Below are 18,904 nucleotides of genomic sequence, written 5' to 3'. Positions count from 1 at the left end.
GGTGCGCGTGACCCGGTCTGCCGACGGACGGCCTGCCACCGACCGCACGCCCTCGGACACGGATCAGCTGAGCGATCGGGATGCCGCGATCCTCGCGTTCGAACGCCAGTGGTGGCGTCATGCCGGAGCCAAGGAGCAGGCCATCCGCGAGGAGTTCGGTCTCTCGGCGGCTCGGTACTATCAGTTGCTCGGTGCGCTGATCGACCGTCCGGCCGCCCTCCGCCACGACCCCATGCTCGTCAAGAGGCTGCTGCGGCTGCGCGAGGCGAGGCTGGCCGCCCGACACGCACGGACCCTCCCGTCCGGCGACTGACCCCGAGGACCGCATCCCCCGATGGCTGAGAAGTATCCCCGCGACAGGTTCGACGAGATCCCCGACGACCTGAAGCGCGTCGGCGCCCACCGGGCACCGCGCCCGCGGGGTCGCGGCTGGATCGCGGTCGGATGGGCGGCGCTCGCCACGATCGTGCTGGTCGGCGCCGGCATCTTCGGGCTCTCGGTCATCAACGGCAACCTCTCTTTCCACGGATCGCCGGCCTCGACGTCCCGGTCGCAGACGCCGACGCCCACGCCGACGCCGACGATCGTCCCGACCGTCAACCCGTCGCTGCAGGTCAACGTGCTCAACGGCACGGCCACGGAAGGTCTGGCGCAGACCGTCGGCGACAAGCTGAAGGCCGCGGGCTGGAAGGTCGCCGCCCTGGCGAACGCCGACCGCAACGACCTGGCATCCACGATCGTCTACTACGGCAACCCGGCCAACCAGGCCGCCGCTCTGGGCGTGGTGCAGTCGCTGCCGGGAGCGACCATCCAGCAGAGCAACGCGTTCGACGACACCGGCGCGGACATCACGGTCGTGATCGGCGCGAACTACCGGGGCTGATCCGCGCTCCGACCAGCCCCGGATCCCTTTGTTTCGCGCGTGTTTAACTTTCGCTTCATTTCGTAGTCGATTCACGAAATCTCTGGCGTCGCCGCCTATTGAAAGCATTAGGATCGGGAGTCAACGTGCGGCGACGGATCGCGCGAGCGACACAGCAATGGGAGTAATGCATGGCGAACGGGACCGTGAAGTGGTTCAACGCTGAGAAGGGCTACGGCTTCATCACCGTCGATGGAGGGGGACAGGACGTTTTCGTTCATTACTCCGCGATTGACATGAACGGATACAAGGTCCTCGAAGAGGGCCAGCAGGTCGTCTTCGAGGTCGGCACCGGGCAGAAGGGCCCGCAGGCCGAGTCGGTGCGACTGGCCTGAGCACAGCGAACCAACGAATCTGCGGAGCGCCGTCCCCATCGGGGGCGGCGCTTCGCCGTTGCTCCCGGTGTTCGCCGGTCGCGGAGTGACCTTGCACTCGACAGCGGCGAGTGCCAGAATCGCTTTAGCACTCCATCTGATCGAGTGCTAATAGACGGAATCTTTCGCACACGTCCGGGAGGGACGAGAAACACATGGCAAAGATCATTGCTTTCAACGAGGACGCCCGCCGCGGCCTCGAGCGCGGCCTCAACACCCTGGCCGACACGGTCAAGGTGACCCTGGGCCCGCGCGGTCGTAACGTCGTCCTCGAGAAGAAGTGGGGCGCACCGACGATCACCAACGACGGCGTCTCCATCGCAAAGGAGATCGAGCTCGACGATCCGTACGAGAAGATCGGCGCGGAGCTCGTCAAGGAGGTCGCCAAGAAGACCGACGACGTCGCCGGTGACGGCACCACCACCGCGACCGTCCTCGCTCAGGCCCTGGTCAAGGAGGGCCTGCGGAACGTCGCGGCCGGCGCCGACCCGATCACCCTGAAGCGCGGCATCGAGAAGGCCGTCGCGGCGGTCACCGAGGAGCTCATCGCCTCCGCCAAGGAGGTCGAGACCAAGGAGGAGATCGCGGCCACCGCGTCCATCTCCGCCGGCGACACCACCATCGGCGAGATCATCGCCGAGGCGATCGACAAGGTCGGCAAGGAGGGCGTCGTCACCGTCGAGGAGTCGAACACCTTCGGCACCGAGCTCGAGCTCACCGAGGGCATGCGCTTCGACAAGGGCTTCCTGTCGCAGTACTTCGTGACCGACCAGGACCGCCAGGAGGCGGTGTTCGAGGACCCGTACATCCTCATCGCCAACCAGAAGATCAGCAACATCAAGGACCTCCTGCCGATCGTCGACAAGGTGATCCAGGCCGGCAAGCCGCTCCTCATCATCGCTGAGGACGTCGACGGCGAGGCCCTCGCGACCCTGATCGTGAACAAGATCCGCGGCATCTTCAAGTCCGTCGCCGTCAAGGCTCCGGGCTTCGGCGACCGCCGCAAGGCCATGCTGCAGGACATCGCGATCCTGACCGGCGGCCAGGTCATCTCCGAGGAGGTCGGTCTCAAGCTCGAGAACGTCACCCTCGACCTGCTCGGCCAGGCTCGCAAGGTCGTCATCACCAAGGACGAGACCACGATCGTCGAGGGCTCCGGCGACCCGGAGGCCATCGCCGGCCGCGTGCAGCAGATCCGCAACGAGATCGAGTCGACCGACTCGGACTACGACCGCGAGAAGCTGCAGGAGCGCCTCGCCAAGCTCGCGGGCGGCGTCGCCGTCATCAAGGCGGGCGCGGCCACCGAGGTCGAGCTCAAGGAGCGCAAGCACCGCATCGAGGACGCCGTCCGCAACGCGAAGGCCGCCGTCGAGGAGGGCATCGTCGCCGGTGGTGGCGTGGCCCTCATCCAGGCCGGCAAGACCGCCTTCGAGAAGCTGCAGCTCACTGGTGACGAGGCGACCGGCGCCAACATCGTCAAGGTCGCCATCGAGGCTCCGCTGAAGCAGATCGCGATCAACGCGGGCCTCGAGGCCGGCGTCGTCGTCGAGAAGGTCCGCAACCTCCCGGTCGGCCACGGCCTCAACGCCGCGACCGGCGAGTACGTCGACATGCTGGCCTCCGGCATCAACGACCCGGTGAAGGTCACCCGCTCGGCGCTGCAGAACGCCGCGTCGATCGCGGGCCTGTTCCTCACCACCGAGGCCGTCGTCGCCGACAAGCCCGAGAAGAACCCGGCTCCGGTCGGCGACCCGGGCGCAGGCATGGACTTCTAAGTCCCGCATCACGCAGAGAGGGCGCTTCCCCGTTCGGGGAGGCGCCCTCTTCGCGTGCGTCCCTTCGCGACATCGCGGAGGGCCATCGAGTCGTGACTCGATGCCGGAATCCGGGTCGAGCGGCGACAGGATGTCGCACCTCGGCGGGCGGGGCGGGCCGTTAGGGCGCGACGGGCTTGGGGGAGGCGGGGGAGCCGGCGAGCGGCAGCGAGACGCGGAAGGTCGCGCCGCCTCCCTCGGTGTCGACGACGTCGACCGTCCCATTGTGCGCGGCCACGATGGACGAGACGATCGCGAGCCCCAGTCCGCTGCCCCCGGTCTCGCGGGCGCGCGACGTGTCGGCGCGCCAGAAGCGCTGGAAGATCTTCTCGCGGATCTGCGGAGGGATGCCCTCGCCGTGGTCGCGGACCTCGATGATGCCGCGCTCGGTGCGGTGGTCGATCTGCACCGCGATCTCGATCGGGCTGCCCTCCGGCGTGTAGCGCAGCGCGTTGCCCATCAGGTTGGTGATGACCTGGCGGAGCTTGTTCTCCTCCGCCATGACGATCGCGGGCTCCGAGGGGGCCGGCTGCGTCAGCACCACCTTCTCGCCGGTCGAGATCGGCAGCGGTCCTGTCGTCGCACGGCGGGTGCGGCCGCGGCGCAGGCGCGCCAGCGCCGAGCCTGCGAACGCGATCGGTCCGGTGGCGTTGCTCGGCCGCGCGTCCGTGTCGGGGATCGTCATCGGGACGGTGTCCAGCCCGGGCTCCGTGCTGTCGTCGTCCTCCGGTGCACGCGGCTCCGGTGGCACGACGGTCACCACACGGCCCGGGGAGCCGGCCATCGCGTCCATCGCCGCGTCCTGCGCGATCTTCACGAGGTCGACGCGGTGCAGGTCGAGCGGCTTGGTTTCATCGAGCCGGGCGAGCTCGAGGAGGTCCTCCACGAGGATGCCCATGCGGATCGCCTCCTTCTCGATGCGATCCATCGCCTGAGCCACGTCTTCGGGAGTCTGCAGCGCGCCCATCCGGTACAGCTCGGCGTAGCCGCGCACCGAGACCAGCGGAGTGCGCAGCTCGTGCGAGGCGTCGCCCACGAAGCGGCGCATCTGGTCGATCGTGCGCGCGCGGTCGCTGAAGGCCCGGTCGATGCGGTTCAGCATGGTGTTGAGCGAGCGGTTGAGCCGCCCCACCTCCGTGTTCGGGGTGGCGCCGCCGAGCCGCTGGCTGAAGTCTCCGTCGGCGATGGCCGCGGCCGTCTGCTCCACTTCGCGGAGCGGCGAGAACGTCGTGGTGACGAGCATCCGGGTCAGCCCGGCGCCCACCACGATCACGATCACGCCGAAGCCGAGGAAGATCGCCAGGAAGCTCGCCATCACGGTGTCGATCTGCGATGTCGTCGTCGCCACGATCGCGGTGGCGAGCTCACCGCTGCCCGCGAACGTCTGCGTCGTCGCGAGGGCACGGTACGTGGTGCGGCCGTCGTTGCTCAGCAGCGTGAATCCGCCGTTCATGCCCTTCGCCTCGGGGAGGGTCAGGGTCGTGGGGATCGCCGGACGGTGCGCGTACGGGATGTTCGACCAGTTGCGCTTCACCAGCTTGCCGCTGGAGTCGTACAGCGCGGCGAAGTAGTCTGACGGGCTCGAGTCGGTCGCGATCTGGTCGTCGTCCGACGACGCCGTGCCGAGGTAGGTGTTCAGGTACGACGCACCCGACGCGGCCGAGAGCTGCGCATCCAGCTGGTCGAGAAGCACCGGCTTCAGCATCGACATCGTGCCGATGCCGGTGACGAGCAGCCCGAGCGTCAGCATGAGCACGGTCACGCCCGTGATCTTCGTGCGCAGGGAGATCGCGTTCCAGCGGTCGAGCAGACGTGAGTGCATCAGGCCGTCAGTCTAAGCGGGGGATGCTGTGCCGGGCATGTGTGCGCCCGGTGTGCACCTCAGGCTTTCGCGGCCTTCAGCATGTAGCCGAACCCGCGCTTGGTCTGGATGAGCGGCTCGCTGGAGTGCGCATCCACCTTGCGGCGCAGGTAGGAGATGTAGGACTCGACGATGCCGGCGTCGCCGTTGAAGTCGTACTCCCAGACGTGGTCGAGGATCTGCGCCTTCGACAGCACGCGGTTGGGGTTCAGCATCAGGTAGCGCAGGAGCTTGAACTCGGTCGGGCTGAGCTCGATCGGGGTGTCGCCCACGAAGACCTCGTGCGTGTCCTGGTCCATCGTCAGCTCGCCCGCGCGGATGACCGCGTCCTCGTCGGCCTGCATCGTGCGGCGCAGGATGGCCTTGATGCGGGCGACGATCTCGTCGAGGCTGAACGGCTTGGTGACGTAGTCGTCGCCGCCGACCGTGAGGCCGGTGATCTTGTCCTCGGTGTCGTCCTTCGCCGTGAGGAACAGGATGGGCGCGGTGTAGCCCGCGCCGCGGAGGCGCTTGGTCACGCCGAAGCCGTTCATGTCGGGCAGCATGACGTCGAGGATGATGAGGTCGGGCTCCTCTTCGAGGACCGCGGAGATCGCCTGCGCGCCGTTCCCGACCGCGCGGACGGCGAACCCGGCGAAACGGAGACTGGTGGTGAGGAGGTCGCGGATGTTCGGCTCGTCGTCGACGATGAGAATGCGGGGTCCTGCGTTCATGGAGACAGTATCTGCGCGTCGGCTGGGTCTTAGCTGTGAGCCGTCGGTGCGCCCTGAGTGCACGGCGCTGGCGCGGGCCGTGTGAACGGTGGATGCTGAGATCATGTCTGAACCCACCGTCGTGATCGCCGGGGCCGGCTTGGCCGGCGCGACCGTCGCCACCGAGCTGCGCGAGCGCGGCTTCGGCGGTCGCATCCTGCTTCTCGGTGCCGAGGAGCACCACCCGTACATCCGCCCGCCGCTATCGAAGGAGTACCTGAAGGGCGATGGCGGGATCGAGGATGCCGACGTGCACCCCGCCGGCTGGTACGCCGACAACGCGGTCGAGTTCATTCCGAACGTCGAGGCGGGCTCGTTCGAGGCGGACGCGCACGAGCTGTTCGTCTCCGACGGCGGCCGGATCACCTACGACAGCCTCATACTCGCGACCGGGGCGCGCGCCCGCCCGCTCGGGGTGCCGGGCAGCGGGCACGGCGCGGTGTTCCCGCTCCGCACCCGCGAGGACGCCGCCTGGCTGCGCGCCGCGCTCGAGGTCGGCGGCCGGCGCGTCGTCATCGTCGGGTCCGGCTGGATCGGCATGGAGGTCGCGGCGGCCGCGCGCGGGTACGGCAACGACGTGACCGTGATCGGCCACTCGGCGGTCCCGCTCAGCGGGGCCATCGGTCGGGAGCTCGGCGGCGTCTTCGAGCGGCTGCACCGGGACAACGGCGTCGCGTTCCGCAACGGCGCGAAGGTCGTCGGCGTCGACGGCGGCGAGGAGCAGCACGTCGTGCTGGCGACCGGGGAGCGCATCCCGGCCGACGTGGTGGTCGCCGGTGTCGGCGCGTCGCCGAACAGCCTGGTGGCCGAGCGCTCCGGCGCGGCCGTGGCGGAGGGCGTGCTCACCGACAAGGGGATGCGGACCAGCATCGACGACGTGTACGCCGTCGGCGACGTGGCCAACCCGTTCCTCCCGGCGATCGGCCGGCACCTCCGCAGCGAGCACTGGGCGAACGCGATCGCGAGCGGGAAGGTCGCGGCGCATGCCATCCTGGGCGAGCGCGCGTCGTACGACGACATCCCGTACTTCTACTCCGACCAATACGATCTGGGCATGGAGTATTCGGGGTACGGCCCGCTCACCGCCGGCGCCCGCGTCGTGTTCCGGGGCGACGTCGACTCCCGCGAGTTCATCGCGTTCTGGCTGCGGAACGACCGGGTGGTGGCGGGCATGAACGTCAACGTGTGGGATGTGCAGGACGACATCCAGCGCCTCATCCGCCTGGGCGAGCACGTGGATGCGAGCCGCCTGGCCGATCGGGATGTCGATCTTGCGTCGCTCTGATTAGACATCGCATGTCCGCAATGTAAATGCATATATTTTTGTTACGATATGGTGTGTCCATCCGACCGACGAAAGGATGGACACATGACGCTCGCAACACTGGTAGACCTCGAGGAGTCTCTGCATTCCCTCGACGAGGTGGAATCGTGGGGGGCCGTCGACGTCGATGGAACCCTCAGCGAGGCAGACGTGCTGACTCGCGAGATCGTTCCGCTGACGAGCGACTTCGCAACGATGGGCGGGAGCCGCCCCCGCACGAGGTTCTGAGGCTCGGGCGGGCGTGAAGTGCACTCGCGCCCGCCTTTCCTGCACTCATGCTCCTAATGACGCATCATGACTGAATCACCACCTGCTCCGCCGCTCGTCGACAGCCCCACCGTCGGTTTGTTCCAGAGCTTTGACGACGTGGAGACCCCAGCTCTCGTCTATGACCTTGAGAATCTGGGGCGCACAGTTCAGAGGTTGCGGCGCGATCTCGAGCTCATCCCCGGGTGCGGGCTCAATGTCGCGGCGAAAGCTACGCAGTGCGTGTCGCTTCTCGAGCAGCTGAGCGGTTGGGGCCTAGGAGCCGATGTCGCCTCCGTCGGTGAGCTGCATCTTGTCCGTGAAGCCGGGTTCTCCGAGATCACCGCTACCGGCCCGAGCTTCACCTCGCGCCCGGCGATGAGCGTATTGCGGCGATCCGGGGTCACGCTCGATGTGGACTCCATAGACCAGTTGCGGTTCCTCGCAGCGGACCCCAGTCATCGGAAGGAGATTGGACTCCGTCTTCGAGTCCCCGTGCCCGCTCAGTTCGATTCTCTTCACAGCTTCGGCGACAGGAGTCGATTCGGAGTCGACATTCTCGACCCAGAGCTGCATGCGCTTCTGGCCACACACAGCTTTCGTGTCACGAGGCTGCACACTCACACCGGCCAGCTGACTCCCGCTTCGTTCCTCTTCCACGTGTCGTACCTGCTCCGTGTCGCCGCCGCGCTCCCGACCGTGGCGACTATCGACTTCGGCGGCGGTCTGTTCGATTTCTATGCTGATCGCGCACGGGCACGATCGGCTCTCCGTGAAGCGGGAGCACGAATCTCCGCGTGGTGCGCTGCGCATCGGCGCTCGCTGAGCACGCGATTCGAGCCTGGCGGCGCGCTGCTCGGCCCGCACGGCTACCTCGTGGCCACCGTTCAGTCGGTGCAACAGAGGCGTCCCGTGCCGGACCGCTCCATCGTGCAAGTCGACGCATCCGCGTGGAACCTTGCTCCATGGCACAAACCGCACGTCGCGCTCGCCGATCGGACGAGGCTCGACGCGCCACTGGTGCCGGGGGTTATCGCGGGCAACACGCTCTACGAGAACGACTACTTCGGCGTGGACACGCACGGTCGCGTCTCGGACTATGGCGTTCCGGTATGCGTGCCGGGAGATCGGCTCGTCCTCACGAACGCCGGTGCATACACGACGGCCAACCAGCGCGATTTCAATCTCCTTGGGCGCGTTAGCGAGTATGTGTATGACGGTGAAGGCCTCCGGCGTGTCTCCGGATGGGTGAATCACCAGGGAGATCCACCGTGAACCCGCTGCGCGCGGAGAGTCAGCTGCTCGCAGATCTCGCGAAGGCGCACGCCGATCAGTGCCGGACCCCTGCGGCCTACGCGATGCTGTCCGAACGAGTGCTCTCCATCGACATCGGTGACTCGTTGCGAGCGGAGCTGCAGCTCGCCAGCAGCGCGAAGGCTCTTCGGAGGATGCTCCTCCGTGACGCCGAGAGGGCACGCGGCTCGATCATGCGCAGCCCCGAGAGCGGTACCTTCCTCGACCTCGCAGGAGGGGGGCCGCTGGCCTACACCTACGAGCGCAACCTTCCGGGTCTGAGCATCGAACAGCGCGTGACAGGGCTGGGCGACGGACCAATCCCAGAAGGATGGAGGGCGGCTTCGTTCGTCTTCTCGAGTGGCATGGCGGCGATCGCCTGCGTCCTCGACTGGACGACGTATGAATTCACACGCAGGCATTCCCGGCGGCCCGAGCTGAGATCGCTGACGGAGTACTTCGAAACAAGGATGGTGCTGGAACTCAGCCGACCGAGGGCTGCGGGCGTCGCGATGGTGCACAGTCTGGAGCAACTCTTCGACGCATCTTGTGACCTCATGATGTTCGAGCCGGTCCTGTACAACGGGGATCTCGAGGGGGAGACAGTCGATCGTGTCCGTGGTGCGTGGTCCTCCACCAAGCGCCATCCGCAGGTCGTCATCATCGACTCGACGCTATGCGGCGGACAGTGGCCGGTCGCGGAACTCCTTCGCGGTCTCGGCGATTCGGCTCCTGAGCTGGTGATAGACGTGCGATCGGGGCTGAAGCTCGATCAGCAAGGTCTGGAGTTGGCAAATCTCGGGATCGTGACCTGCTACGCCAGCGACGCATCCGCGACGAGCTGGTGGAGCGAGACAGTGTCGAATCTTCCCGTCGTGCGCGGTGTGCGCGGTGCAGCGCTGAGCGCCGAAGCAGCGTCCGTACTGACCAACGGCTTCGTCTTCGATGCCGAGTATCATCAGCGATTCATCGGTCCGCTCTTCGAGAACAACCGGCGCTTCGCAGGTGAACTGGCGGGCAGCGGCCGCGGATTGTTCCGCGTTGCGCATCCCGGGCTTCGACCGGACACCGCCGAGATTCCTGCGCCGTTCACCGTATTGCAGTTCGCAGACGGCACGCTCGAGGAATACCAAGCCCTGCTCGGCATTGTGCGGGCGGAAGCCATCCGTCGGAAGATCCCGCTGGCTCTCGGCGGAAGCTTCGGTTTCCGCGGACATCGTTACGAAGTCATCGTGCCCTCGGTCGCCACCCGGTCCTGCATGTTCAAAGTCGCGCTCGGGACACGTGCCGGCCCAGGAGTCGACGCTGTGCTCGACCTCTTTCGCGAGCTCGGCGAGTATCCCGACGTGAGGTCCCTGACGCGTCGCTATCCCGATGCTCCGCCTGCGCGCTTCGATCTGCCTGCGCGTCCAACGAGAGGAAGACATGGCTGAAAACGGTGACCGGTCGATACGGCCGATCACGGAGTTGCGTGGGCTCGTGCGAGGAGACGGCGTCCCGGCCGCGGGGCTCGTTCTCCTGAAACTGGTGTCCACGCTGTGCGAAGCGGGCTTCCCGGTAGCACTGGGGTTCGGGGTTGCGGCCATCTCTGCGGCCGACATCACAGCCCTCTGGGGCGCGACACTCGGTCTCGCAGCGCTCGTCTTCGCCCGCGTCGTCCTGAGCGTGGTGGCGCACGTGGTCGGGAAGCGTCTGGAGATCGGGCTTGGCGTCCGCCTCAAGCGGCGCGTCGCGGAACACGTCGCGAAAGCGCCAGGAGGGCGTGATCTCGGGGAGACCCTTGAGATCGCGTCGGAAGACACGGCGACCCTGAGCGACATCTATAACGTCGTCGTTTCCCTGGTCGTGTCGAGCACCGTCTATGTGGTCGTCGGTGTCTTCCTTCTCCTCCAGTCGCCTCTGCTCGGCCTGGTCATACTGGCGGCCGCGCCGATCCTCGCACTCGGAGTGCCCGTGATGGTCAAACCATTGTCCCGGCGCCTTGCGCGACACCGAGATCTCGCCGGCGCGGTGAGCACGATGAGTGTGGACGCGGCGACGGGCCTCAAGGTGCTCAAAGGCGTCGGAGGAGAACGCGTGTTCCTCGATCGGTTCACAGCGATGTCCGGCGAAATGCGCTCGGCAGGTCTGCGCGTGGCCGGCGTGCGCGCACTCATCGATGGGGTGAAGATCGCACTGCCCGCGATCGTGGTGCTTCTGGTCCTCGGGATCGCCTTGGCGCAGCTGGCCTCCGGAGCGATCACGAACGGACAGCTCGTGGCCTTCTACGGCCTGGCGCTGTACCTGGTGGCTCCCGTCAGTGCGGCTGTCAATGGGGCACAGGAGGTCGCCCCGATCGTCGTCGCCGCGGAGCGGGTGGGTCGCCTGCTCCGGTCCTCCGGGGACTTCGAGCCTCGGGCCTCCGGCGGGTACGCGGGCCCAATCCCGCCGAGTCCTTCCAGCGCAAAGGAGCTGGTCGCCATCACCGGACCGGATAGCGAATCGCTCGTGAGTCTCGCCGAGAGCCTCGCGGCCGACGCGACGGACTTACGACCTCGGTTGATCGCAACAGGCGCCGACTACATCTTCGAGGGCACCATCCGCGACCACTTCGGAGCGCACATTCCGGAGGAGGTCTGCCTGCGAGTGAGCGAGGTCGCGCAGGCGACCGACATCATCCGGAATCTGGGCGGGATGGAGGGCGTACTGGACGACAACGGGGGCAACCTGTCCGGCGGGCAGCGGCAACGGATGATACTCGCACGAGCCCTCGCCCGACAGCCGGACGTCCTGGTCCTGATCGAACCGACCACTGGCGTAGACGCAGCGACTGAAGCCTCGATCAGCACGCGACTGCGCGAATCGAGAGCAGGGAAGACAACCATCGTCGTCACCGATAGTCCCTGCTTCCTGCGCGCCGCCGACCGCGTCGTGTTCGCCAGCACGGACGGGACTGTGGAAGTCGGGACCCACGAGCAGCTGATGGAGCGGTCATCGATGTACAGGACCCTGGCCGAGGAGGTGCTCGCATGACCGCAGACTGGCTGCCGGTCGCGAGCAGGCGCGAGACCGTGGAAGCGGTGGCGGCACTCGCGCGGGAGCACTCCAGGCGCGTGCTGCTCCTGATTGGATTCCACCTCTCCGCGGCTGTCCTCGCCGCCATCGGTCCCCTGCTGTTCGGGACGATCCTCGATGAGGCCACTGCCGGGAGGTGGACGGGGCTAGGGCTTGCTCTTGCGGTGCTGTGCGGTGTGGTGGCCGGCCAGGCCGTCGTCTCCTGGCTGGCGCACCGCGTGTCCTATATCACGGGTGAGATCGTGTTCGCCCAGCTGCGCGAGCGGGTCATCGGCGGTATCGTCGCGCTCCCATTCCGAACCGTTCACCGTGCCCCCGCCGGCGACGTGCTCGCGCGGACGACCAATGACATCGACGCCGTGTCCGAGGGCGTGCGGATCGGGCTGCCGGAAGTTCTTGTCGGCTCATTGACCGTGATCGTCACGACCGTGGCGGCTTTCGCCATCGACTGGCGAATCGCCCTCGCGATGATCGTCGGGCTCCCGATCCTCGTCCTGTCCACTCGGTGGTACATCCGGCGTTCGCAGCCGTCGTACGACGAAGAACTGCGGAGCCACGGCGTGTTCGACACGGCCGTGCTGGCCACGATCGCCGGCGGCACCAGTGTTCGGACGCTCGGCCTCGAAGCGGCACGGGCCGAGGCCATGGCGGCGGGTGCGGGGCATGTCGCGGCGGCGGAGAACCGCACGCTGCGCCTCCAGGCCGTGTGGTTCCCGCTCGTCCAGTCCGCGTACTACCTGCCATTGGCTCTCGTCGTGCTGTGGGGCGGGTGGCTCGTCATCGAGGGAGTGAGCTCACTCGGCAGTGTCGTCGCTATCGCCCTGTACGTGCAGATCGTCATCGACCCTTTGGACGATCTGTTGTACTGGGCGGACCAGCTGCAACTCGGCCGTAGCGCCTTCGCGCGCATCCAGGGGGTGGCCGGAGTCCTGCGCGGCACCACCCCTCAGGCTGAGGCGCCGGCTTCGCTCGATCGCCCGGCGCCGTGCACCATCGAGCTCTCATCGGTGTGCTTCGAATATGAGAAGGGCACACCTGCGCTCGGACCCGTGACGTTGCAGGTCGAGGCGGGGACCACAGTCGCGTTGGTCGGGCCGTCCGGCGCAGGAAAGTCCACCCTGGGCTTGGTGCTCTCCGGCATCGAACCACCTAGTGCGGGCGTGGTGCGGATCGCCGGCAGGACGGCCGACGGTGCCGGCGGACCTCCGCGCGTCGTGGTGGTGACGCAGGAGCAGCATGTCTTTGCAGGGACGCTGCGGTACAACCTGCAGCTGGCGCAGTCCGACGTCAGCGACTCTGCCATGTCGGATGCGCTGATGACGGCAGGGACCGCGGAGTGGATCGATGATCACGCATCTGCGCTCGACGACGAGGTGGATGGCGACCTCTCCGCCGAGCGACGCCAACAACTCGCTCTGGCGCGCGTTCTGCTGGCACAGCCGGAGGTCCTCGTCCTCGACGAAGCGACCTCTGCCATTCCACGACAGCAGGCGTTCGGCCTGGAGCAGCGTCTGGGTGAGCTCTTGCCGCAGACAACGATCCTGTCGATCGTCCACCGGCTGGACGTCATGCCGTCGATGGACCGCATCCTGGTCATGGACGGGGGACTGATCGTCGGCGATGGCCGGCATGCCGATCTTCTCGAGTCGAACGCTCTCTACGCCGAGCTCTGGAACGCGTGGCACGACACAGATGCGGCGGGCCGATGACCCCGGGTGCGAACGACGTCCTTCGAGCAAATCAAGACTTCATTGTTCGCTCGGCAGACGCTGCCGCGACGACGCTCTGGCATCCGACGCAGGGAACCGAGGTGACCATCGGGCGGACCGCCGCCTCTATCTTGGGCTTCTTCGCCCTTCCCCGAACCGTGGAGGAGGTGCTCCGACGACTCACGACCGACGCGGCAGAAAGGTCATCGCTCTCCCGAGTGATCGTCGGCCTTCGAGAGGCCGGACTGCTCGTGCCGGTGGCGTCCCCCGAACATGTGCCGCCGGGTGCTACGGGCCTCTTCGGTGCCCCCTTCGCGACGATCGCCGCTGCGCTCAGGACTTCACATTTCGATGCCATTGCCGTAGGCGTCGAGTACGACGCGGGCGCGTCGCAGAAGGCCGGGTCGCGGTCCGCGCCCGATGCCATCCGCCGTGCGAGCGGCAGCCTCTTCACCAGAGCAGACGGACGGGGGATGTACGACCCGGTTCGTGGAAGACGCGTCCTCGAAAACGTGCGACTGGCGGACATCGGGAACCTGTCCGATACGGTGCAGACACGGAACGGTGACATGTTCGAGCGCCTGGAGGAGTTCGCTTCCGCGTGTGCCGACCGACAGACGGTTTCGGTCGCGATAGGGGGAGACCACTCCATCACCTTCGGGCTCGTCTCGGGGCATCTCCGTCGGCGACGACGACTCGGTATCCTCCACATCGATGCGCACTCCGACTACCTGGAGCCGATGCACGGGGACTGGCGGACATCGCTGCACCACGGGAATGTCATGAGCTGGCTGGCAGGGCGGGGTGAGATCGCGACGATCGCTCAGTTCGGAATTCGACAACTAGCGGAAGAGGATCCCGTCCCCGGCGACAAGGTGATGGTCTGGCCGGGCACATCGGCCCTGAGGCTCGACTCGGGCCGGGTCGAGGAATCCCTCGACCGTTCGATGCCGTGGTATCTGAGCATCGACGTGGATGTGCTCGATCCCGCATTCCTCCCGAGCACAGGGACGCCGTTGCCCGGTGGCCTGACACCGGCCGAGCTGACGCAGCTCATCGACCTGGTGTGTCGGGGCCGGGAGATCGTCGGAATCGACCTTGTCGAACTCATTCCGAATGAGTCGGACCACTCGGCCCTGCTCGCTTCGGAGGTGCTGCTCCGGGCCCTCGACGCCGTCTTCCGGCGGTGACCGCCGGTGCGGCCGCTCGAAGCCGGACAGCCGGGACGCATACGATGAGGCCATGAACCGCCGTCGGGACGTCGACCTTGCCACGCTCTGAGCCGTACCTGCCGCCGCTGCGCGTCCCGGTCCGGAGGATCGGCGCGCGCACGTTCGACTTCTCGCGGCAGGTCGCCGTCATGGCGGTGGTGAACCGCACGCCGGACTCGTTCTACGACCAGGGCCGCACGTACGCCTTCGACCGGGCGGTGGACGCCTGCTTCGAGGCGGTTGCGCTCGGCGCCGACTGGGTCGACATCGGCGGCGCGCCCTTCGCTCCGGGCGAGCCCGTGCCGGTCGACGAGGAGATCGAGCGCGTCGTCCCGGTGGTCGCCGCGCTGCGGGCCGGATCCGACGTGGTCATCTCGGTGGACACCTTCCACGCGGCCGTCGCCCGCGAGGCCATCGCGGCCGGTGCGACCGTCATCAACGACACCACCGGGTTGCGCGACCCCGACCTCACCCGGGTCGTCGCGGACAGCGAGGCGACGCTCGTCATCACCCACAGCCTTGCCGAGCCGCGGCGCCCCTTCCCGAAGCCGCAGTACGGCGACGTGGTCGCTGAGGTGTCCGCGTTCCTGCTCGACCGCGTGGAGCGCGCGCAGGCCGCGGGCGTTGCGGAGGAGCGGATCATCGTCGACCCGGGGCACGACCTCAACAAGAACACGCTGCACTCGCTGGAGCTGACCCGCCGGCTCAGCGAGATCGCGGACCTCGGCTACCCGACCCTCGCCGCCGTCTCCAACAAGGACTTCATCGGCGAGACGCTCGACGCCCCGCGTGCCGACCGGCTGGAGGGGTCGCTCGCCGCCGCGGTCATCAGCATCGTCAACGGCGCGCGGATCGTCCGCATGCACGATGTGCGTGCCTCCGTCGCCGCCGTGCGCATGACCGAGGCCGTGCTCGGCTTCCGTGCGCCGGCCTACCTCAAGCACAACATGGGAGACGTGAATGAGTGAGCCCGCCATCCACCGCCTGTCGCCGCTGCCGTCGCAGCCCGAGCTGACCGACGACGAGATCACCGCCCTCTACCAGGAGGGCGCGGGGGAGCCGTGGCTGCGGGTGAACTTCGTCACCAGCGTGGACGGCGCTGCCACCCACCAGGGACTGTCGGGCGGCTTGTCGAACGACGTCGACGGCCGGGTGTTCGAGCTGCTGCGGCGGCTGTGCGACGTGGTGCTGGTGGGCGCGGGCACCGTGCGCGCCGAGGGGTACGGCGCGATGCGGGTCGCCCCGGCGTCGGCCAGAGCGCGCAGCGGGGCGGGGATGACCGCGCACCCGGTGTTCGCCATCGTGTCGGCCGGGCTCGACCTCGACCCGCGCAGCCCGATCTTCCAGGACGCCCCGGAGCGCCCGATCATCCTCACCACAGAGCTGTCGCGGCCGGAGGCGCGCGATGCGCTCTCGGAGGTCGCCGACGTGGTGGTCTGCGGCCGGGACCGCGTGCAGGCCGAGCGCGGACTGCGGGTGCTCCACGAGCGGGGGCTGAAGCGCATCCACTGCGAGGGAGGTCCGCACCTGTTCGCCGACCTGATCGCGGCACGCGCCGTGGACGAGCTGTGCCTGACGGTCAGCCCGAGGCTGGAGGGAGGGACGTCGTCGCGGATCGCGACGGGCGCCGCGCCGATCGCCCCGCTCGGGTTGCGGTTGGCGCACACGCTGGCGGGGGACGACACCCTGCTGCTGCGGTATGTCCGGAACTGAGGAGGCCGAGCTCCGGCCGGAGATCGACGCCGGCCTGGTGCGTCGCCTCGTCGACGCGCAGTTCCCCCGGTGGCGCGGGCTGCCCATCCGCCCGGTCGAGCACGACGGCTGGGACAACCGGACCTTCCGGCTCGGCGACGAGCTGAGCGTCCGGCTCCCGAGCGCCGCCGGGTACCGGGAGCAGGTCGCCAAAGAGCAGGAGTGGCTGCCGCGGCTGGCTCCGCTGCTGCCGCTGCCGATCCCACAGCCGGTCGCGGAGGGGGAGCCGACCGCTGAGTACCCGCTGCCGTGGTCGGTGTACCGCTGGCTGCCCGGCCGGCCGGTGGTGCTGCTGGGCGACGTGTCGCAGGATGCGGCGCTCGCCCAGGCCATCGGCCGCTTCCTGGTCGCGCTGCGGGCGGCTCCGACCGAAGGCGCGCCCGAGCCGGGGACGCACAACTTCTTCCGCGGCGCTCCGCCCGAGGTCTACGGCGAGGAGGCGCTCGCCGCGTTCACGCGCCTCCCGGCCGTCGATGCGGACCGGGCTCGCGCGCTCTGGGCCGAGGCCACCGCATCCCGCTGGGCCGGCGCGCCGGTGTGGTTCCACGGCGATGTCGCGCCGGGGAACCTGCTGACGGATGCGTCGGGCACGCTGTCCGCGGTGATCGACTTCGGCACGTCCGGCGTCGGAGACCCCGCCTGCGACCTCGTGCCCGCCTGGACCATGTTCGAGGGTGCGGCCCGCGATGCTTTCGTCGACACGGTCGGCCTCGACGACGACACGTGGTCGCGGGCGCGCGGCTGGGCCCTCTGGAAGGCCGCGATCACGCTCCGCGACCGCCCCGCCGACCCCGAGGCGCGCACGACCCTCTCCCGCATCCTGCGCTGACCCCGCCCGCCCCCGCGAGCGGAAAACCGCGGTTTGCGCCAGATCTCGCGCCCGATTACGCCGCCTGCAGCGCGTGCGCGTCGAGGATCGTGTACGAGTAGCCCTGCTCCGCGAGGAACCGCTGGCGGTTCTGCGCGAAGTCCTGGTCGACCGTGTCGCGGGCGACCAGCGTGTAGAAGTTGGCCGACAGTCCCGACTCCTTGGGCCGCAGCAGGCGTCCGAGGCGCTGGGCCTCCTCCTGCCGGCTGCCGTACGAGCCCGACACTTGGATGGCGACGGTCGCCTCGGGCAGGTCGACCGAGAAGTTGGCGACCTTGCTGACCACGAGCACCTTCGTCCGGCCGTCGCGGAACTCCTGGTAGAGCCGCTCCCGCTCGTCCACTGGCGTCGCGCCGGTCAGCTGCGGCGCATCCAGCGCGGTCGCGAGCTCGTCGATCTGGTCGAGGTACTGCCCGATGATCAGGATGCGCTCCCCCTCGTGCCGCGCGACCAGCTGACGCACGATGTCGAGCTTCGCGGGAGCCGTCGCCGCCAGACGGTACCGCTCGTCGTCGGGGGCGGCGGCGTAACTGAGCCGGTCCGACGGCGGCAGGTCGACGCGCACCTCGTAGCAGGCGGCCGGCGAGATGAAGCCCTGCGCCTCGATCTCCTTCCACGGGGCGTCGAAGCGCTTCGGGCCGATGAGGCTGAACACGTCGCCTTCTCGGCCGTCCTCGCGAACCAGCGTCGCCGTCAGTCCGAGGCGGCGGCGGGCCTGCAGCTCGGCGGTGAGCTTGAAGACGGGGGCCGGCAGCAGGTGCACCTCGTCGTAGACGACGAGTCCCCAGTCGAGCGCGTCCAGCAGCGCCAGGTGCGCGTACTCGCCCTTCCGCTTCGCTGTGAGGATCTGGTAGGTCGCGATCGTGACCGGCTTGACCTCCTTCACCTGACCCGAGTACTCGCCGATCTCCTCGGCCGTGAGCGTCGTGCGGCGCAGCAGCTCGTCGCGCCACTGCCGGGCCGACACCGTGTTGGTCACCAGGATGAGCGTCGTCGTCTTCGCCGTCGCCATCGCCCCGGCCCCGACGAGCGTCTTGCCCGCGCCGCAGGGGAGCACCACGACGCCGGAGCCGCCGTCGAAGAAGTTGGTCACCGCCTTGCGCTGGTAGTCGCGCAGCGCCCAGCCGTCCTCCTTCAGCCCGATCTCGTGCGGCGTCCCCGGGGTGTACCCGGCAAGGTCTTCCGCCGGCCAGCCCAGCTTGACGAGCTCCTGCTTGAGCTGCCCGCGCGCCCACACCTCCACGACGAACGTCGTGTCGTCACGACGCTCCAGCAGCAGCGGCGCGATCCGCTTGGCGGTCGCGACCTCGGTCAGGACGGCCAGGTCGGTGGAGCGGAGCAGCAGCGTCCCCTCGTCGTCGCGCTCGATGACGAGACGCCCGTACCGGGCGACGGTCTCGGAGACGTCGACCGACACCGTCTGCGGGATGGGGAACTTCGAGTACCGCTCCAGGGTGCCCAGCATGTCCTCGGCGGTGTGCCCGGCGGCCCGCGCGTTCCAGAGCCCCAGCCGGGTGATGCGGTAGGTGTGGATGTGCTCGGGCGCGCGCTCCAGCTCGGCGAAGACGGCGAGGTCGTGGCGTGCGTCCTCCGCCTCCGGGTGCGCGACCTCCAGCAGGACGGTGCGGTCGCTCTGGACGATCAGGGGGCCATCGGACATAGCTCACCAGCCTACGCCCTGCGCCCTGGGGTCCGGCCGGGTGGCCGGGAACCGGGCGCTCCCG

General features: G+C 68.3%; 17 protein-coding genes. 14 read left to right on the top strand and 3 right to left on the bottom strand.

Annotated elements, in window-relative coordinates:
- Position 1 precedes the first annotated feature (1 nt).
- The 4 genes from BJ963_RS08840 to groL all read left to right on the top strand — a co-directional run bounded on the left by BJ963_RS08840 (position 2) and on the right by groL (position 3,071).
- Entirely contained in the window at positions 2–313 is a 312-nt protein-coding gene (locus BJ963_RS08840; RefSeq protein ID WP_089909052.1) for a DUF3263 domain-containing protein, read from the top strand.
- Between the two features lie 21 nt (positions 314–334).
- On the top strand, positions 335–883 hold the full coding sequence (locus tag BJ963_RS08835) for a LytR C-terminal domain-containing protein (RefSeq protein ID WP_179456047.1): 549 nt from the start codon (positions 335–337) through the stop codon (positions 881–883).
- Between the two features lie 170 nt (positions 884–1,053).
- The gene (locus BJ963_RS08830; RefSeq protein WP_018191758.1) at positions 1,054–1,257 is read left to right on the top strand and encodes a cold-shock protein; all 204 of its coding nucleotides are present in this window, start codon (positions 1,054–1,056) and stop codon (positions 1,255–1,257) included.
- A gap of 194 nt (positions 1,258–1,451) precedes the next feature.
- A complete protein-coding gene (gene groL, locus BJ963_RS08825; protein WP_089909058.1) occupies positions 1,452–3,071 on the top strand; it encodes a chaperonin GroEL in 1,620 nt (539 codons plus the stop codon).
- 160 nt (positions 3,072–3,231) lie between these two features.
- Here the strand turns inward: groL and BJ963_RS08820 are convergent, their stop codons facing one another.
- Together BJ963_RS08820 and BJ963_RS08815 are read right to left on the bottom strand one after the other, a co-directional pair.
- A complete protein-coding gene (locus BJ963_RS08820; protein ID WP_179456045.1) occupies positions 3,232–4,932 on the bottom strand; it encodes a sensor histidine kinase in 1,701 nt (566 codons plus the stop codon).
- Positions 4,933–4,991: 59 nt separating this feature from the next.
- On the bottom strand, positions 4,992–5,684 hold the full coding sequence (locus tag BJ963_RS08815) for a response regulator transcription factor (protein ID WP_018191755.1): 693 nt from the start codon (positions 5,682–5,684) through the stop codon (positions 4,992–4,994).
- A gap of 103 nt (positions 5,685–5,787) precedes the next feature.
- Here BJ963_RS08815 and BJ963_RS08810 point away from each other — a divergent pair, with 103 nt between their 5' ends.
- From BJ963_RS08810 to BJ963_RS08765, 10 genes are all read left to right on the top strand, one after another.
- Positions 5,788–7,008 carry an NAD(P)/FAD-dependent oxidoreductase gene (locus tag BJ963_RS08810; RefSeq protein ID WP_179456043.1) on the top strand — a complete coding sequence of 407 codons (1,221 nt, stop codon included), beginning with the start codon at positions 5,788–5,790 and terminating at the stop codon, positions 7,006–7,008.
- Positions 7,009–7,092: 84 nt separating this feature from the next.
- Positions 7,093–7,275, top strand: coding sequence for a hypothetical protein (locus tag BJ963_RS08805; RefSeq protein ID WP_179456041.1), 183 nt, complete (start codon positions 7,093–7,095; stop codon positions 7,273–7,275).
- A gap of 66 nt (positions 7,276–7,341) precedes the next feature.
- Positions 7,342–8,568 (top strand): diaminopimelate decarboxylase family protein, encoded by a 1,227-nt coding sequence (locus BJ963_RS08800; RefSeq protein ID WP_179456039.1) that lies wholly within the window; start codon positions 7,342–7,344, stop codon positions 8,566–8,568.
- Entirely contained in the window at positions 8,565–10,019 is a 1,455-nt protein-coding gene (locus BJ963_RS08795) for a hypothetical protein (RefSeq protein ID WP_179456037.1), read from the top strand. Before BJ963_RS08800 ends, BJ963_RS08795 begins: the two co-directional genes overlap by 4 nt.
- Entirely contained in the window at positions 10,012–11,598 is a 1,587-nt protein-coding gene (locus tag BJ963_RS08790; RefSeq protein WP_179456035.1) for an ABC transporter transmembrane domain-containing protein, read from the top strand. Before BJ963_RS08795 ends, BJ963_RS08790 begins: the two co-directional genes overlap by 8 nt.
- Entirely contained in the window at positions 11,595–13,349 is a 1,755-nt protein-coding gene (locus tag BJ963_RS08785; RefSeq protein ID WP_179456033.1) for an ABC transporter ATP-binding protein, read from the top strand. Before BJ963_RS08790 ends, BJ963_RS08785 begins: the two co-directional genes overlap by 4 nt.
- A gap of 101 nt (positions 13,350–13,450) precedes the next feature.
- Entirely contained in the window at positions 13,451–14,539 is a 1,089-nt protein-coding gene (locus BJ963_RS08780; protein ID WP_179456031.1) for an arginase family protein, read from the top strand.
- 77 nt (positions 14,540–14,616) lie between these two features.
- Positions 14,617–15,528 carry a dihydropteroate synthase gene (folP, locus tag BJ963_RS08775; protein WP_179456029.1) on the top strand — a complete coding sequence of 304 codons (912 nt, stop codon included), beginning with the start codon at positions 14,617–14,619 and terminating at the stop codon, positions 15,526–15,528.
- Positions 15,521–16,273: a pyrimidine reductase family protein gene (locus BJ963_RS08770; RefSeq protein ID WP_089909069.1), complete on the top strand. Its 753-nt coding sequence runs from the start codon at positions 15,521–15,523 to the stop codon at positions 16,271–16,273. Before folP ends, BJ963_RS08770 begins: the two co-directional genes overlap by 8 nt.
- On the top strand, positions 16,260–17,141 hold the full coding sequence (locus BJ963_RS08765) for an aminoglycoside phosphotransferase family protein (RefSeq protein ID WP_179456027.1): 882 nt from the start codon (positions 16,260–16,262) through the stop codon (positions 17,139–17,141). Before BJ963_RS08770 ends, BJ963_RS08765 begins: the two co-directional genes overlap by 14 nt.
- A gap of 55 nt (positions 17,142–17,196) precedes the next feature.
- Here the strand turns inward: BJ963_RS08765 and BJ963_RS08760 are convergent, their stop codons facing one another.
- On the bottom strand, positions 17,197–18,840 hold the full coding sequence (locus tag BJ963_RS08760) for a DNA repair helicase XPB (RefSeq protein ID WP_179456025.1): 1,644 nt from the start codon (positions 18,838–18,840) through the stop codon (positions 17,197–17,199).
- Positions 18,841–18,904 lie beyond the last annotated feature (64 nt).

It is taken from the genome of Leifsonia soli (assembly GCF_013408745.1).
Taxonomy (GTDB): Bacteria; Actinomycetota; Actinomycetes; order Actinomycetales; family Microbacteriaceae; genus Leifsonia; species Leifsonia soli.
The sequence above is the reverse complement of the archived record's forward strand: the minus strand, read 5'-3'. Positions and strand labels throughout refer to the sequence as shown.

Excerpts from the sequence above, each read along its gene's own strand:
- BJ963_RS08790 (WP_179456035.1), top strand. The coding sequence starts at position 10,012 with ATGGCTGAAAACGGTGACCGGTCGATACGGCCGATCACGGAGTTGCGT.
- BJ963_RS08815 (WP_018191755.1), bottom strand. The coding sequence starts at position 5,684 with ATGAACGCAGGACCCCGCATTCTCATCGTCGACGACGAGCCGAACATC.
- BJ963_RS08810 (WP_179456043.1), top strand. The coding sequence starts at position 5,788 with ATGTCTGAACCCACCGTCGTGATCGCCGGGGCCGGCTTGGCCGGCGCG.
- BJ963_RS08770 (WP_089909069.1), top strand. The coding sequence starts at position 15,521 with ATGAGTGAGCCCGCCATCCACCGCCTGTCGCCGCTGCCGTCGCAGCCC.
- BJ963_RS08765 (WP_179456027.1), top strand. The coding sequence starts at position 16,260 with ATGTCCGGAACTGAGGAGGCCGAGCTCCGGCCGGAGATCGACGCCGGC.
- BJ963_RS08800 (WP_179456039.1), top strand. The coding sequence starts at position 7,342 with ATGACTGAATCACCACCTGCTCCGCCGCTCGTCGACAGCCCCACCGTC.
- BJ963_RS08830 (WP_018191758.1), top strand. The coding sequence starts at position 1,054 with ATGGCGAACGGGACCGTGAAGTGGTTCAACGCTGAGAAGGGCTACGGC.
- groL (WP_089909058.1), top strand. The coding sequence starts at position 1,452 with ATGGCAAAGATCATTGCTTTCAACGAGGACGCCCGCCGCGGCCTCGAG.
- BJ963_RS08835 (WP_179456047.1), top strand. The coding sequence starts at position 335 with ATGGCTGAGAAGTATCCCCGCGACAGGTTCGACGAGATCCCCGACGAC.
- BJ963_RS08820 (WP_179456045.1), bottom strand. The coding sequence starts at position 4,932 with ATGCACTCACGTCTGCTCGACCGCTGGAACGCGATCTCCCTGCGCACG.
- BJ963_RS08760 (WP_179456025.1), bottom strand. The coding sequence starts at position 18,840 with ATGTCCGATGGCCCCCTGATCGTCCAGAGCGACCGCACCGTCCTGCTG.
- BJ963_RS08805 (WP_179456041.1), top strand. The coding sequence starts at position 7,093 with ATGACGCTCGCAACACTGGTAGACCTCGAGGAGTCTCTGCATTCCCTC.
- BJ963_RS08785 (WP_179456033.1), top strand. The coding sequence starts at position 11,595 with ATGACCGCAGACTGGCTGCCGGTCGCGAGCAGGCGCGAGACCGTGGAA.